Origin of the sequence: Mesorhizobium sp. M6A.T.Cr.TU.016.01.1.1 (assembly GCF_003952585.1) — a bacterium.
Classification (GTDB): domain Bacteria; phylum Pseudomonadota; class Alphaproteobacteria; order Rhizobiales; family Rhizobiaceae; genus Mesorhizobium; species Mesorhizobium mediterraneum.
The window spans coordinates 5,239,568-5,253,675 of the sequence record NZ_CP034452.1; the positions used below are offsets into that span (position 1 = coordinate 5,239,568).

The following is a 14,108-nucleotide window of genomic DNA, read 5'->3' on the forward strand; positions in this document are numbered from 1 at the left end:
TCCGCCTGCCGGCACCTTCTCCCCGTATAGTGACGGGGAGAAGGGCGCTTGCTGCAGCCTTGGCGCACTTTCGGCAACGCTGGTGATTAGCGAAATCCGTGATGACAGCCTCTTTCTCCCCGTCGCTGTACGGGGAGAAATGCCCGGCAGGGCAATGAGGGGCGGCGCCGGCCGCGCAAAAAATCAGTTCTCGATGGGCTCCGCCGGCACCGGGCTTGGCGCCGGTGTCGAGATTGGCGTGGCGTGCGGACGCGGCGTCGTATTTTCCGGACAATCGTCCCGAATCTTTGTCCACGACGTGTTGTTGAGAACCATGTCGCAACGGGCGAGGTGGCTCTGGCCGGAAAGCGTCAGGCAGGCGACCTGGCCGATCTGGAATGATTTTCCGTTGGCCAGGCATTCCGCGTCGGCAAAAGCCGGGTTCGCCGCGAGGGCGAGCGCCGCAGCACATGGGCAAAGCGCAAACCTGATCGTCATCCTGAATCCCAGCCGAACCCGAATTGCAGCGGAACCCCGGATTGTGGCGATATGACGGTCTATCGGCCGGGAATCCGGGCGATCCGAACCTCGAAATGATCAGATTGGCGCAAAAGCCAGCTCAACGGCCACCGGCACGTGGTCGGAGGGTTTTTCCCAGGCGCGCACGTGCTTTTCGATCGAGGCTGAGGAAAAGCGGTTGGCGGCTTCGGGCGAAAGCAGCAAGTGATCGATCCGGATGCCGTTGTTCTTCTGCCACGCGCCGGCCTGATAGTCCCAGAATGTGTAGGTGTCCGGCGCGTCGGTGACCGCGCGCACGGCTTCGGTGAAGCCGAGATTCTTCAGCCGCCGGAACGCGTGCCTCGTCTGCGGCTGGAACAGCGCATCGCCCAGCCAGTTCTCCGGGAATTTCGCGTCGATGAATTCGGGGATGACATTGTAGTCCCCGGCCAGCACCAGCGCCTCTTCGAGCGAGAGCCGCTCCTCGGCCCAGCGCTCCAGCCGCGCCATCCAGGACAGTTTGTAGGAGAACTTCTTCTCGTCATCGATTGGGTTGCCGTTCGGCAAATAGAGCGAGGCAACGCGCAACGCGCCCTTGTCGGTTGAGAACACGCCCTCGATGAAACGCGCCTGCTCGTCGGCATCGTCGCCAGGCAGGCCTCTGATAACCTCGTCGAAGCGCAGCTTCGACAGGATGGCGACGCCGTTAAAGCCCTTTTGGCCATGGGTTTCGACGTTGTAGCCAAGCGCCTCGATCTCGGCGCGCGGAAACTGCTCGTCGACCGTCTTGATCTCCTGCAGGCAGGCGATATCAGGCGCGCTCTCCGTCAGCCAATGGGTCAGATTGCCGATGCGGGCCCGAACGCCGTTGATGTTCCAGGTGACGATTTTCATGGCGGCCTCATTGCTGTTCCGGCGGATGACGTTCGACGAGGCCGATCGTATTGCCTGCCGGGTCCTTTAGGAAGGCCATCCATTCGCTTTCCCCCGCCGGCCCGAACAGGCCTTCGGTATCGCGATGGACGAGCATCGGCGGCGCAGTGAAGGGGACACCGGCGGCTTTTGCCGAGGCGTGGAAATCGTCGAGGTCTGATATATCGAGATAGACGGTGCCGGCCGGCAGGCCATCGGTGAACAGCAGCCGCACGTCGCCGGCCATGATGAAGGCGATGCCGGGCGGATCGAAGCGCACGTGGACCGCCATGCCGAGCACGTCGTGCCAGAACGCCAGCGTTGCATCGAGATCGCGTCCGGCTGAAAGCGCGACCTGACGGACCGCGCCGATGGCAGGCATTTCTAAATACTGAAGCTGGTGCCGCAGCCGCACGAGGCGACCGCATTCGGGTTCCTGATCTGGAACGACTGACCCATCAGATCGTCGACGAAATCGATCACCGAGCCGCCCATATAGACCAGCGAGAGGTCGTCGATCAGCACGGTGGCGCCGTCTTTCTCAATCGCGACGTCGTCATCGTTGCGCGTATCGACCAGATCGAACTTGTAGGAAAAGCCGGAGCAGCCGCCGCCCTCGACCGAAACGCGCAGCGCCTTCTTGCCGGCTTCGCCAGATACAATCTTGGCGATCCGCCTGGCGGCGGCGTCGGTCATCTCGACTTTCATGGCAGTCTTGGCATCAGCGCCCATGGGCGTCACCTTGCTTTCGGTTTCACATGATAGGTATGAAGCGCGAGTGGGCAAGTCAACTGCGGTATCGGCGATGACCAACGAGTTGGGCGACATCGGGTTCGGCTATCGGCCGCGCGCAGCCTATGCCTGCGATCCGGCGAAGTCGCGCGGGCGCCTGTTCGACGAGGTGGAGAGCCCGACCCGCACGCCGTTCCAGCGCGACCGCGACCGCATCATCCATTCGACGGCGTTCCGCCGGCTAAAGCACAAGACGCAGGTGTTCGTCGCGCATGAGGGTGACCATTACCGCACCCGGCTGACCCATTCGATCGAGGTCGCGCAGATTGCGCGCGCCTTGGCGCGGGCGCTGCGCGGCGATGAGGATCTGGCCGAGGCGGTGGCGCTGGTGCACGATTTCGGCCACACGCCCTTCGGCCACACCGGCGAGGACGCGCTGAACGAGAAGATGGCCGGATGGGGCGGCTTCGACCACAATGCACAATCGCTGCGCGTGGTGACGCGGCTGGAGAGCCGCTATGCCGAGTTCGACGGGCTGAACCTCACCTGGGAAACGCTGGAGGGGCTGGTCAAGCACAACGGACCGCTGACCGACGCCACGGGAAAGGGCTTGAAGGGGCCGGTGCCGCAAGCGATCCGCGACTATTCGGAGTTGCACGACCTCGAACTCGACCGCTTCGCCGGCATCGAGGCGCAATGCGCGGCGATCGCCGACGATATCGCCTACAACACCCATGACATCGACGACGGCCTGAGATCAGGCCTCCTGACACTGGACATGCTGGAAAAGATCTCTTTGCCGGGATCGATCCTCGAAGGCGTGCGCCAGCGCTATCCGGCGCTGGACGATGTGAGGACAGGGCACGAACTGATGCGACGGCAGATCACGATGATGGTCGAGGATGTCATCGTGTCGACAACCGCGAACCTTGCGCGCATCAAGCCGGAGAGCGCCGACGCGGTGAGGGCGGCAGGCGAGTCGATGGTGACCTTTTCCGCCGAAATGGCCGCGTCGGAAAAGGAATTGAAGGCCTTTCTCTACAAGCATCTCTACCGGCACAGTGAGGTCATGCGCGTGCGCACCGAGGCCGAGCAGATCGTCAAGGACCTGTTCGAGGTCTATTTCGCCGATCCGCGCGCCATGCCCGATGGCTGGCGCGAAGGGCTCGACCGGGCCGACGATCGCATCAAGGCGCGCAGCGTTGCCGATTTCCTGGCGGGCATGACGGATACCTACGCTTTGAAAGAACACCGCCGTTTGTTTGACCATACGCCTGAATTGAGCTAGGGCGGGCTCGATTTTGCCGGCCAATGAGCCGGATCCCTGCAAAGCCGCCAGAGCCACACCAATGAACATCTTCGCCGATTTCAACGCGCGAATCACCAGAGCTGTCGAAGCGCTTGATTTGAAAGACAAGGACGGCGGTACGCTGGACCTATCGCGCATCGCCGTCGAGCCGCCGCGCGACGCCAGCCATGGCGACTTGGCGACCAATGCGGCAATGGTGCTGGCCAAGCCGACCGGCCAGTCGCCACGTGCTCTGGCTGAAAGGTTGGCGCAGGCGCTGCGCGCCGACACCGACATTGCCGCCACCGAAATTGCCGGTCCGGGCTTCGTCAACCTCAGGCTGAAGGATGCGTTCTGGCAGGTGCATCTGACCGCGCTGCTCGGCGAAGGCCGCAACTACGGCCGCTCGACGGTTGGCGGCGGCAGGAAGGCCAATGTCGAATATGTCTCGGCCAACCCGACCGGACCGATGCATGTCGGCCATTGCCGCGGCGCCGTGGTTGGTGATGCGCTCGCCAATCTGATGGCTTTCGCCGGCTATGACGTGACCAAGGAATATGTCATCAACGACGCTGGTTCGCAGATCGACGTGCTTGGCCGCTCGGTCATGCTGCGCTACCGCGAGGCGCTTGGCGACGAGATCGGCGAGATTCCTGCCGGGCTTTATCCGGGCGATTATCTGATCCCGGTTGGCCAGGCATTGGCCGGCGAATTTGGCCGCTCCTTGTTGCAGATGCCGGACGAGGAAGCGCTTGCCATCGTCAAGGACAGGACGATCGATGCGATGATGGCGATGATCCGTGAGGATCTGGCGCTGCTCAACGTGCATCACGACGTCTTTTTCTCGGAGCGCACGCTGCATGCGGACAACGCCCGGAAAATCCGCTCTGCGATCAACGACCTGACGCTCAAGGGCCACATCTACAAAGGCAAGCTGCCGCCACCCAAGGGCGAGAAGCCGGACGATTGGGAGGATCGCGAGCAGACGCTGTTCCGCTCGACAGCGGTCGGCGACGACATGGACCGGGCGCTCGTCAAGTCTGACGGCACCTTCACCTATTTCGCCGCGGACGTCGCCTATTTGAAGGACAAGGTCGATCGCGGTTTCGTCGAGTTGATCTATGTGCTCGGCGCAGATCATGGCGGCTATGTGAAGCGCCTGGAAGCGCTCGCCCGGGCGATCGCCGGCGACGAGGTGAAACTTACCGTGCTGCTTTGCCAGCTGGTGAGGCTTTTTCGCGAAGGCGAGCCGGTGCGCATGTCGAAGCGGTCGGGCGAATTCGTGACGCTGCGCGAAGTGGTGGAGGAAGTCGGCCGCGATCCGATCCGCTTCATGATGCTCTACCGCAAGAACGATGCGCCGCTCGATTTCGACTTCGCCAAGGTGACCGAGCAGTCGAAGGACAATCCGGTGTTCTACGTGCAGTACGCCTCGGCGCGCTGCCATTCGGTGTTCCGGCAAGCGAGCGAGCAGTTGGGCGAGGCCAATTTCGACCGCAGTCGGCTGGCCGCCGCCACCGCCTTGCTGACCGACGAAGGCGAGATCGGCCTGATCAGGAAGCTTGCGGAATATCCGCGGCTGATCGAATCCGCGGCCCTTGCGCTGGAGCCGCACCGGCTGGCATTCTACCTCTATGATCTCGCCTCCAGCTTCCACGGACATTGGAACCGCGGCACCGAGAATCCCGACTTACGTTTTGTTAAGGTTAACGACCGACAATTGACGCATGCCAGACTAGGGCTGGTGCAGGCTGTTTCGGACGTTTTGACGTCCGGCCTGACGCTGATCGGAGCCGATGCGCCCACCGAAATGCGTTAGGTTTGACTAAAAAACCTGTCACCTTTTGCCCACATTGCGCTGGTAAGGGCCAACCCTACGCGACGTCCATGGCGTCCGAATGAGTGCGAGTTCGGGAACAATAATGGCAGACAGAACCCAGCTGAGAGCAGCCGCCCAAAACGATATCGCCGACGATGATCCGTTCGCGGAACTGACCAGGATCATGGGGTTCGACCCGCGCCAGCCGGTCAAGCCGAAGGCGGCTCCCGTCACCCAGCCGGTGGACGACGGCGATTTCGACATCGACCTCGAGAAGGAGTTGATGGGCGAATTCGGCGCCGACGATAATGACAGCGCCGCCGAGGTTCGCGAGCCGGTTTTCGATGCCACTGACGCGGTGGACGACGAGCTTGGGGACGACGAGCTTGGGGACGACGAGCTTGCCGCGGCGCTCGAACAGGATTTCCTGCTGGACGACGAAGCGGCGGATGAGGCTGCCCATGCCGTTGCTGCCGACGACATGCGTTCTGGTGTTGCCGAAGCATCCGCGCCGGCTGTTGAAGCTGCTTTCGATGACGATTTCGACGATGCACTCGCCAGCTCGCTCGAAGATGTGTCGCCATTCGAAGACGATTTGGCGATGGACGACAAGATTGGGGACGTCGAGCTCGGGGACGACGAGCTTACCGCCTCGCTCGAACCGGATTTCCTGCTCGACGACGATGCAACGGACGAGGCTGAACAGAATACTGCCGCCGTTTCCGCGCCGGTCGAACCCGCCTTCGATGAAGAATTCGACAACGCTGTCGCAAGCTCGCTCGAAGACGAGCTGATGCTGGACGAGCACGTGCCGATGGAGCAGGCGGCCGTTGCCGAAGTCTCCACACCGGCCGCCGAACCCGCCTTCGACGATGAGTTCGACAATGCCGTCGCAAGCTCGCTCGAAGACGAGCTGACGCTCGACGAATATGTTCCGACGGAGCACGCCGCCGCTGCCGAAGCCGCCGAAATCTCCGCGCCGGCCGCCGAGCCCGCCTTCGACGACGAATTCGACAATGCCGTCGCAAGCTCGCTCGAAGACGAGTTGATGCTCGACGAACATATGCCGTTAGAGCAGGCCGCTGTTGAAACTCCTGCTGCGCCTGTTCGAGCCGTTTCGGAAGAGTCCGAGGAGGACTTTGCCGGCCATTTCGACGACGCCATGGCCGATGTCGATATGGATTTCGACGTTCGCACGGATGAACCAGTCGAAATTGACGCGCCCGAAATTGACGAACCGGAGGCTATCGCCGCCAAGGACGAGCCGTCCGCCACGACCCTGGAAGACGCGTTCGACGCCGATTTCGATTTGAGTTTCGAGGACGCGCTTGCCGAGAAAGCCGAAGAGCCGGTTGCGCCGGCCTCCGGCGTTGCAGCCCAGCCGACGGCGCCAACCGCTATCGCTGATGAGCGGAGCCTCGAAGACGAGTTGAACGCGCTGTTGGGCACCATGAGCACACGGACTGCCCCCGTGGCGGCGTCCGCGGCCAACGAGCCACCCGTGGTTCAGCAGCCTGTGGCCGCAGCTGAAAAGGTCGCCGGCAAACCAACGGATACTGTCGACGAACTGGACTGGAGCCTTGACGAGCAAGACCTTTCGGAGCAGCCGGAGGATGGCGCGGTTCAAGCCGCCGATGCCGATCTCGACACCGTTCTCTTCGATGAGCTCGAGGGCCAGGATTTCGGCGCTGAAGATGCCGCCGGGCCGGCCGATGTCGATTTCGACGAGGATACATTGCATGCTGCCTTCGCCAAGGACATCGGTCTGGATCATGGCGACGACGATAACGTTGCGGCCGCCGCTCACCAGGAAGATCCGGATGATTCGCTCAACTGGATGGCGGCACGCTCCGCTGCGCCGGCGCCGGCCCGTTCGTGGAGCCGCGTAACGCCGGTCGCACAGTCGCAGCCTGCCTTTGCAGCCCAGCCGACGGCCTCGGCGAGGACCACGGAAGTGGCCTCGGTGAAGACCACGGAAACGACACCGCCAATGGCTGCGGCCCCCTCCTATCAGGACGACCTGGCCTATCAGGATGAGCCGGCCGAAGACGATACCGCCAATGCGGCATCTGCGCCAGCGCAAAGCGAACAGTCTTCGGCGTATGACGAGATGCCCGATGTCGAGACGGTCGATGTGCCCGAGCGCGTCGTGGCGCTGGCGGACGACCTCGATATTCCGGACCTCGACTTCAATGAAGACGAACCGGCGGCGCCTGCTTATGACGATCTCGACACCGAGTTCGCCAGCCTTCTCACGGAAATGAATGCCATGGACGTCGCTGCCGCCCCGGCGCGCAGCGCGGCGTATGACGACGAATCCTACAATGCCGGATTCCAGTCAGGGGCTGGGTTTCAGTCGGGGGCAGGGTTCCAGTCAGGCTATGAGCCCGACCGCGTTGAAACGCGGACCTATGCGGCGAGACCCGCAGAAGCGCCCGTCAGTGCGGCTTATGCCGATGCCGCCAGCGGCTTCGATCTGGGCGACTTGCCCTCCGGCCGGCCGGCTCCGCAGGCCGACGACTTTGGCTTAGACGAACTCGACTACGATCCCGAGCTGGATGAGGCCATGTCGGTTCCAGGCCTGGAGCAGGATACCGCGAGGCCCCGGCGCCGCGGCCTGCTGGTCGCCGCGGTTGTAGGCGCCGTGGCGATCGCCGGCGGTCTCGGCGCCTTCGCGCTGTCTTTCGGTGGCAACGGCGGCAACGACGCGCCGGTCATCGTCAAGGCGGACAACGCACCGATCAAGATCAGGCCTGAAAATCCGGGCGGCACCGTCGTGCCGAACCAGGAAAACAAGGTTTATGACGCTGTGGCCAAGGGTGGCGCGAAGCCTGCCGAACCGGTCCAGGAAAAACTGGTCACCAACGCCGAAGAGCCCGTGGACGTGACGGCCAAGGAGCCGCCGCAGAGCCGTGTGGTCGATCTTTCGCCCGACGACTTCGACGCGGCTGAAGGCGTCGATGCGGCCGGCAGCACGCAAGCGGCCGGAAATGCCGACGTCGCCGCCGCGCCGACGCCCAAGTCCGAGGATCGTATTGCCCAGGTTCTGCAAGAGGCTGACAAAGGCATAGACCCCGATGTCGTCGCCATCGCGCCGCGCAAGGTGAGAACCATGGTCGTCAAATCAGATGGCTCACTGGTTGCGCGGGAGGATCCGGCGCCTGCGGTAGCGCAGGTGGCTGCCGTCGACCCTGTCGATCCGGCGCCGCAGCATGTGGCCCCGGCGGGTCAGGCCGGCGAAGCGGAGCAGACCGGCACGGTCCCGCCTGTTGTCGACCAGGCAAGTGGTAACTTACTGGGTGGCGACCAGACCGAAACCGCCAGGCCGGAAACAGCCGAGCCGGCAGCCGCGCCCAAGTCTGAGGCCGATGCCCAAACCAGCCAGCCTGCCAATACGCCGGCCACGGTTCCGGTGGCGCCGCAACGTCCGTCCGACCAGCCTGTCGACGTCGTCGGCGAGGTCAAGCCGGACCAGGTTGCGTCCATCAATCCGGCGGCGGCCTCGACCGGCGGTGGCTCGTGGTCGATGCAGATCGCCTCGCAGCCGACTGTCGAAAGCGCCCAGTCCAGCTATGCGGACCTGCAGCGCCGCTACGGCAGCGTGCTGGCCGGTCGCACCGCCAACATCGTCAAGGCCGAGATCGCCGGCAAGGGAACGTTCTATCGCGTCCGTGTGCCGGCGCAGTCGCGCAACGATGCGATCAACCTGTGCACCAGCTACAAGGCTGCCGGCGGCAACTGCTTCGTGTCGCGCTAGCCGTTTCAAATCTCCCGCCCTTGGGCGGAAAAAACCGGCGCGGTCACAGACCGCGCCGGTTTTTTTATGTGGCCGGTTTTTTTATGTGGAAGGGAGATCTTTGTGGGGAAGGGATTCTGGCTCAACCGCATGTGGCTCGATGCGATTCCCTTTGTTCGCGTGAAGCTCTAAACTCCTGTCCATGACCGAATCAAAATCCATGATCCTCGGCTGCGCCGGGAAATCGCTCACACGCGACGAAATCAAATTCTATCGCAATGAATGCCCGTGGGGATTCATCTTGTTTGCGCGCAACATCGGCGAGACCGAGCAGATCCGCGATCTGGTCGCCGCAATGCGCGACTGTATCGAGCGCCCGGATGCCCTGGTGTTCATCGATCAGGAAGGCGGCCGGGTGCAGCGCCTGCGACCGCCGCTGGCGCCGAACTATCCCGCCGGTGGTGCGCTCGGCGCCTTGTGGCGCAACGACCACGACGCCGGCAACCGCGCCGCCTGGCTGATGGCGCGGCTGCATGCCTTCGATCTCTCGCGCTATGGCATCACAGCCGATTGCCTGCCGGTGCTCGACGTGCCGATCGAGGGCGCCAGCGACGTCATCGGCGCGCGCGCCTATGGCAAGGAGCCTCGTGCCGTCATCGAACTGGGTCGCGCCGCGGCTGAAGGGTTGATGTCGGGCGGCGTGCTGCCGGTCATGAAGCATATTCCGGGGCATGGACGGGCCTTTGCCGACACGCATTTCGAACTGCCGACCGTCGATGCCTCGATGAGCGACTTGCAGCGGCATGATTTCGCCCCGTTCAGGGAGCTCAATCATTTGCCGATGGCGATGACGGCGCATGTCGTCTACAGCGCGATCGACCCGAAGAACCCGGCCACGACGTCCGGCAAGGTCATCGATGAGATCATCCGCGGCGAAATCGGCTTCGACGGGCTGTTGATGAGCGACGACACCTCGATGAAGGCACTTTCTGGGGATTTCCCGACAAAGGCGGCCGCGATCCTTGCGGCGGGCTGCGATCTGGTCCTTCACTGCAACGGCGTTTTCGAGGAGATGGCCGGCATTGCGTCGCGCACAACAGGGCTTGAAGGCACGTCGCTGCGCCGCGCGCAATGGGCGCTGACCTATATCAAGAACCGCGATCGGGCTGATGAGACCGAGATACGCGCCGAATTCGCCACCTATTTCGATGCGGTGGCCTAGACCATGATCCCGAAAAGTGGGAGCCGGTTTTTCGGAACAGATCATGGTCAAACAAGAAGATAGAAGCAAAAGAAAGCGACAGTAGGTGGCGGAAACATTGGACAGTAAGGCCGGCAAGGCCGCACCGATGGACCGTCTGTGGGCCGAGAACGACGATTCGCGGCTGACCGGCGATCCTGCGTTGGTCGTTGACGTCGACGGGTTTGAAGGCCCGCTCGATCTTCTGCTGCATCTTGCGCGTAACCAGAAGGTCGATCTGTCGCGCATCTCGATCCTGGCGCTGGCCGAGCAATATCTGGCCTTCGTCGAGAAGGTGAGGGCGCTCAGGCTGGAGCTCGCCGCCGACTATCTGGTGATGGCGGCGTGGCTGGCGTTTCTCAAGTCGAAGCTTTTGATCCCCAAGCAACCCGGCGACGACGGCGAAAGCGGCGAGGAGCTGGCGGCGGTGCTGCAATTCCGGTTGAAGCGGCTGGAAGCGATGCGCGACGCGGCGGCACGCCTGGTTAACCGCAACCGGCTCGGACGCGATGTGTTCGCCCGCGGCATGCCGGAAATGGTCATCGTCGAGAAACGCAACGCCTATTCGGCCTCGCTCTACGATCTGCTGACCGCTTATGCGCAGCAACGCCAGAAACAGACGATCACCAATGTGACCATCGCCAGGCGCGGTGTGTGGTCGCTCAAGGACGCGCGCGATATCCTGAACAGGCTGATCGGCACGTTTGCCGACTGGACGGCGCTGGACAGTTTCCTGGTCGAATATCTGACCGGCCCGGATGAGCGGCGTACCGCGATTGCCAGCTCGTTTGCGGCCACGCTGGAACTGGTGCGCGAAGGCAAAATGGAAATGCGGCAAGACGAGGTGTTCGCGCCGCTTTATCTGCGCGGCCGTGCGCAAGGCATCAGGGCAGTCGAGGTGGCATCATGAGTGAACGCGCCAACGCTTCGGTCATTCCGTTCAAGGTCGACGACGAGACCGAAGACGGCATGCTCGGCGAGACTCCGGTAGAAAATCAGGCGCAGAACTTTTCCCAGAATCCTGGCGAGCGGCTGCATATGGCGGAAGCCGTGCGCATGGCCGAGGCGATCGTTTTCGCCAGCGCCGAGCCGGTCAGCGAAAAGCAGCTTGCCGCGCGCCTGCCCGATGGCATCAACATTGCCGCGGCGATGGCCGAACTGCAGCAGATTTATGCGCGGCGCGGCGTCAATCTGGTGCGCGTCTCCGATGCCTGGGCGTTCCGCACCGCCGGCGACCTCGCTTTCCTGATGAGCCGCGACACAGTGCAGCAGAGGAAGCTTTCCCGCGCGGCGCTCGAAGTGCTGGCGATCATCGCCTATCACCAGCCGGTGACGCGAGCCGAGATCGAGGACATCAGAGGCGTCGAGACCTCGAAGGGCACGCTGGACACGCTGATGGAGACCGAATGGGTGAAGATGCGCGGTCGGCGCCGCACGCCCGGCCGTCCCGTCACCTACGGTACCACCGACATTTTCCTCGACCATTTCGCATTGGAGGAGATCCGCGATCTTCCCGGCATGGAGGAATTGAAGGGCGCCGGGCTGCTTTCGGGCCGCATGCCGTCGAATTTCTCCATTCCGCTGCCGCCGGCCGATCCGGATGCGCTGACCGACGACGAGGATCCGCTGACCGACATCGACCTCGAGGAACTCGGCCTGTTGACGCCGCGTGTCGAGGATGATTGACCGCAAACGACGCGCCGAAAGCCGTTGGTTTTCGGGGCTGCGCCGATTGGTAGCGGGCTACGGCGCCGAAAGTGCGTGACTTCGGCCACTCATTTATAAACTCTGTCGCGGTTGTGTTTGAATCCCGACGCGAAAGCGCATAGATCATCGTCAGAGAAAACATTCGAGAGAGATTGTTATGGGTTCATTTTCGATTTGGCACTGGATGATCGTGCTGGTGATCGTGCTGCTGGTGTTCGGCCGCGGCAAGATACCTGAGCTGATGGGTGACATGGCCAAGGGCATCAAGAGCTTCAAGAAGGGCATGGCCGACGACGATGTTGCCGAGGACAAGCGCACCGTCGAACATCGTGCCGACGAAACCGTTTCGGCAGTGAAGGAAAAGGCCAGCAAGAGCTGAGCCCAAAACTTTAGTCGGAACGTATCGCCATGTTCGACATCGGCTGGACCGAGATGCTGGTGATCGCGATCGTCATGATCGTGGTCGTCGGGCCCAAGGATTTGCCCAACATGCTGCGCACCTTCGGGCGCACGACGACAAAGCTGCGCGGCATGGCAGCCGACTTCCAGAAACAGTTCAACGATGCGCTGAAGGAGGCCGAGCTTGACGACGTCAAGAAGTCGGTCGATTCACTCAGGAGCCTCAACCCGGCCGCCGAGATCAGGAAACAGCTCAATCCGTTCGAGCAGGCGGCAGCCGATGTCCGTTCAGGTGTCGATGCGGTGATGAAGCCGAAGCCGGCCATCGACCCGGTCACGCCAGCTGCTTCGCCACCGCAGGAGACCGAGCTGAAGAATGGCGCGACGGTGCTGCCGGGCGTCAGTGCTCCGGAAGCGGCGCCGGCGGCGCCGATCTTTCCGGCGATGACCGATGAGTCGGTGGTGCCGTCGCCTGTCGGGACGGCAACGCCGGCTGCACCGCAAAAGGCCTCGGCAGCGAAGAAGAAGCCTGCGCCAGCGAAAGCGATGCCGGCCCCCAAGGCCGCAGCCAAGCCAGCGGCAGCAGCAAGACCTGCCGTGACAAAGACCGCAGCTAAAAAGGCCGAGCCGAAGCCTGCACCGGCAGCGGTGAAGAAGCCGACTGCAGCCGCCAAAAAGACGGCGGGAGCCAGCAAGTGAGCGTTTCGGAAAAGGACGAGATCGATAAATCGGCGGCTCCGCTGATGGAGCATCTGATCGAATTGCGCCGGCGACTGATGTGGTCGATCGGCGGGTTCTTCGTCGCCTTCCTGTTCTGCTTCTTTTTCGCCAAGCAACTGTTCAACCTGTTGGTCGTGCCGTTCAAATGGGCGACCCAATGGGCAGGGCTCGACCCGCACAAGGTTGAGCTGATCTACACGGCGCCGCAGGAATTCTTCTTCACCCAGGTGAAGCTGGCAATGTTCGGCGGCATGGTGATCGCCTTTCCGCTGATCGCCACGCAGATCTACAAATTCATCGCGCCCGGCCTCTACAAGAACGAACGCAACGCTTTCCTGCCGTTCCTGATCGCTTCGCCGATCCTGTTCCTGATGGGCGCGTCGCTGGTCTATTTCTTCTTCACGCCGATGGTGATGTGGTTCTTCCTCGCCATGCAGCAGGCCGGCACTGACGACCAAGTGCAGATTTCGTTGCTGCCGAAAGTGTCGGAATATCTCAGCCTGATCATGACGCTGATCTTTTCCTTCGGCCTGGTGTTCCAGTTGCCGGTGGTGACCAGCCTCATGGCGCGGGTCGGCATGCTGTCGTCGCAGGCGCTGGTCGAAAAGCGCAAATGGGCGATCGTCATCGCCTTCGTCGTCGCGGCTGTGCTGACACCGCCCGACCCGATAAGCCAGATCGGCCTCGCCATCCCAACGATCATTCTCTACGAGGTCTCAATCTGGTCGGCCCGGCTGATCGAGCGTAGCAAGGAACGGGAACGTCTGGCGCGCGAGAAGCGGGAGGCCGCAGAAGAGGTGGCCGAAAAGCCCGTGGACGCGCCTTCGACGTAGGCTGGCCGGAGGCCTTAATCAAGGTTTGCGGGACAGCGCCCCCTCTGTCCTGCCCTCTTGCCGCCACTTGGCATCTCCCCCACACGGAGGGAGATTGGCAGCTTCGGCGACGGCTCATTTCTTTAGCGCTGGAGGTTGGCGAAAGCCGCAGTGACGGCCGATCTCCCCACCCGCGGGGGAGATGTCCGGCAGGACAGAGGGGGCGCGAAGGAACTCGACTTTGACGTCTTGCATCGGTCAAGGAT

General features: G+C 62.7%; 13 protein-coding genes. 9 read left to right on the plus strand and 4 right to left on the minus strand.

Translation table 11 applies throughout. The annotated features are described in order from the left end of the window. Positions 1-183 precede the first annotated feature (183 nt). From EJ075_RS25455 to erpA, 4 genes are all read right to left on the minus strand, one after another. Positions 184-477: a hypothetical protein gene (locus EJ075_RS25455; RefSeq protein ID WP_126106212.1), complete on the minus strand. Its 294-nt coding sequence runs from the start codon at positions 475-477 to the stop codon at positions 184-186. A 99-nt stretch (positions 478-576) separates the two neighbouring features. Beyond that, on the minus strand, positions 577-1,371 hold the full coding sequence (xth, locus tag EJ075_RS25460; protein ID WP_126106213.1) for an exodeoxyribonuclease III: 795 nt from the start codon (positions 1,369-1,371) through the stop codon (positions 577-579). Between the two features lie 7 nt (positions 1,372-1,378). Further along, positions 1,379-1,771, minus strand: coding sequence for a VOC family protein (locus EJ075_RS25465; protein WP_126106214.1), 393 nt, complete (start codon positions 1,769-1,771; stop codon positions 1,379-1,381). Between the two features lie 2 nt (positions 1,772-1,773). After that, a complete protein-coding gene (gene erpA, locus EJ075_RS25470) occupies positions 1,774-2,121 on the minus strand; it encodes an iron-sulfur cluster insertion protein ErpA (RefSeq protein WP_126106215.1) in 348 nt (115 codons plus the stop codon). Positions 2,122-2,194: 73 nt separating this feature from the next. On the opposite strand from erpA, the gene EJ075_RS25475 reads away from it, so the two are divergent. From EJ075_RS25475 to tatC, 9 genes are all read left to right on the plus strand, one after another. Continuing rightward, positions 2,195-3,409 carry a deoxyguanosinetriphosphate triphosphohydrolase gene (locus EJ075_RS25475; protein WP_126107453.1) on the plus strand — a complete coding sequence of 405 codons (1,215 nt, stop codon included), beginning with the start codon at positions 2,195-2,197 and terminating at the stop codon, positions 3,407-3,409. Positions 3,410-3,470: 61 nt separating this feature from the next. Next, the gene (gene argS, locus EJ075_RS25480) at positions 3,471-5,228 is read left to right on the plus strand and encodes an arginine--tRNA ligase (protein WP_126106216.1); all 1,758 of its coding nucleotides are present in this window, start codon (positions 3,471-3,473) and stop codon (positions 5,226-5,228) included. 103 nt (positions 5,229-5,331) lie between these two features. After that, a complete protein-coding gene (locus EJ075_RS25485) occupies positions 5,332-8,985 on the plus strand; it encodes an SPOR domain-containing protein (protein ID WP_126106217.1) in 3,654 nt (1,217 codons plus the stop codon). A gap of 181 nt (positions 8,986-9,166) precedes the next feature. Continuing rightward, positions 9,167-10,186 (plus strand): beta-N-acetylhexosaminidase, encoded by a 1,020-nt coding sequence (gene nagZ / locus EJ075_RS25490; RefSeq protein WP_126106218.1) that lies wholly within the window; start codon positions 9,167-9,169, stop codon positions 10,184-10,186. 127 nt (positions 10,187-10,313) lie between these two features. Beyond that, positions 10,314-11,114, plus strand: coding sequence for a ScpA family protein (locus EJ075_RS25495; protein ID WP_126107454.1), 801 nt, complete (start codon positions 10,314-10,316; stop codon positions 11,112-11,114). Continuing rightward, on the plus strand, positions 11,111-11,890 hold the full coding sequence (gene scpB, locus EJ075_RS25500; RefSeq protein WP_126106219.1) for an SMC-Scp complex subunit ScpB: 780 nt from the start codon (positions 11,111-11,113) through the stop codon (positions 11,888-11,890). Before EJ075_RS25495 ends, scpB begins: the two co-directional genes overlap by 4 nt. Positions 11,891-12,068: 178 nt before the next feature. Beyond that, entirely contained in the window at positions 12,069-12,290 is a 222-nt protein-coding gene (locus tag EJ075_RS25505) for a twin-arginine translocase TatA/TatE family subunit (protein ID WP_013895102.1), read from the plus strand. A gap of 29 nt (positions 12,291-12,319) precedes the next feature. Further along, on the plus strand, positions 12,320-13,009 hold the full coding sequence (gene tatB / locus EJ075_RS25510) for a Sec-independent protein translocase protein TatB (RefSeq protein ID WP_126106220.1): 690 nt from the start codon (positions 12,320-12,322) through the stop codon (positions 13,007-13,009). Between the two features lie 44 nt (positions 13,010-13,053). After that, positions 13,054-13,863 (plus strand): twin-arginine translocase subunit TatC, encoded by an 810-nt coding sequence (tatC, locus tag EJ075_RS25515; RefSeq protein WP_126107455.1) that lies wholly within the window; start codon positions 13,054-13,056, stop codon positions 13,861-13,863. Positions 13,864-14,108: the final 245 nt, after the last annotated feature.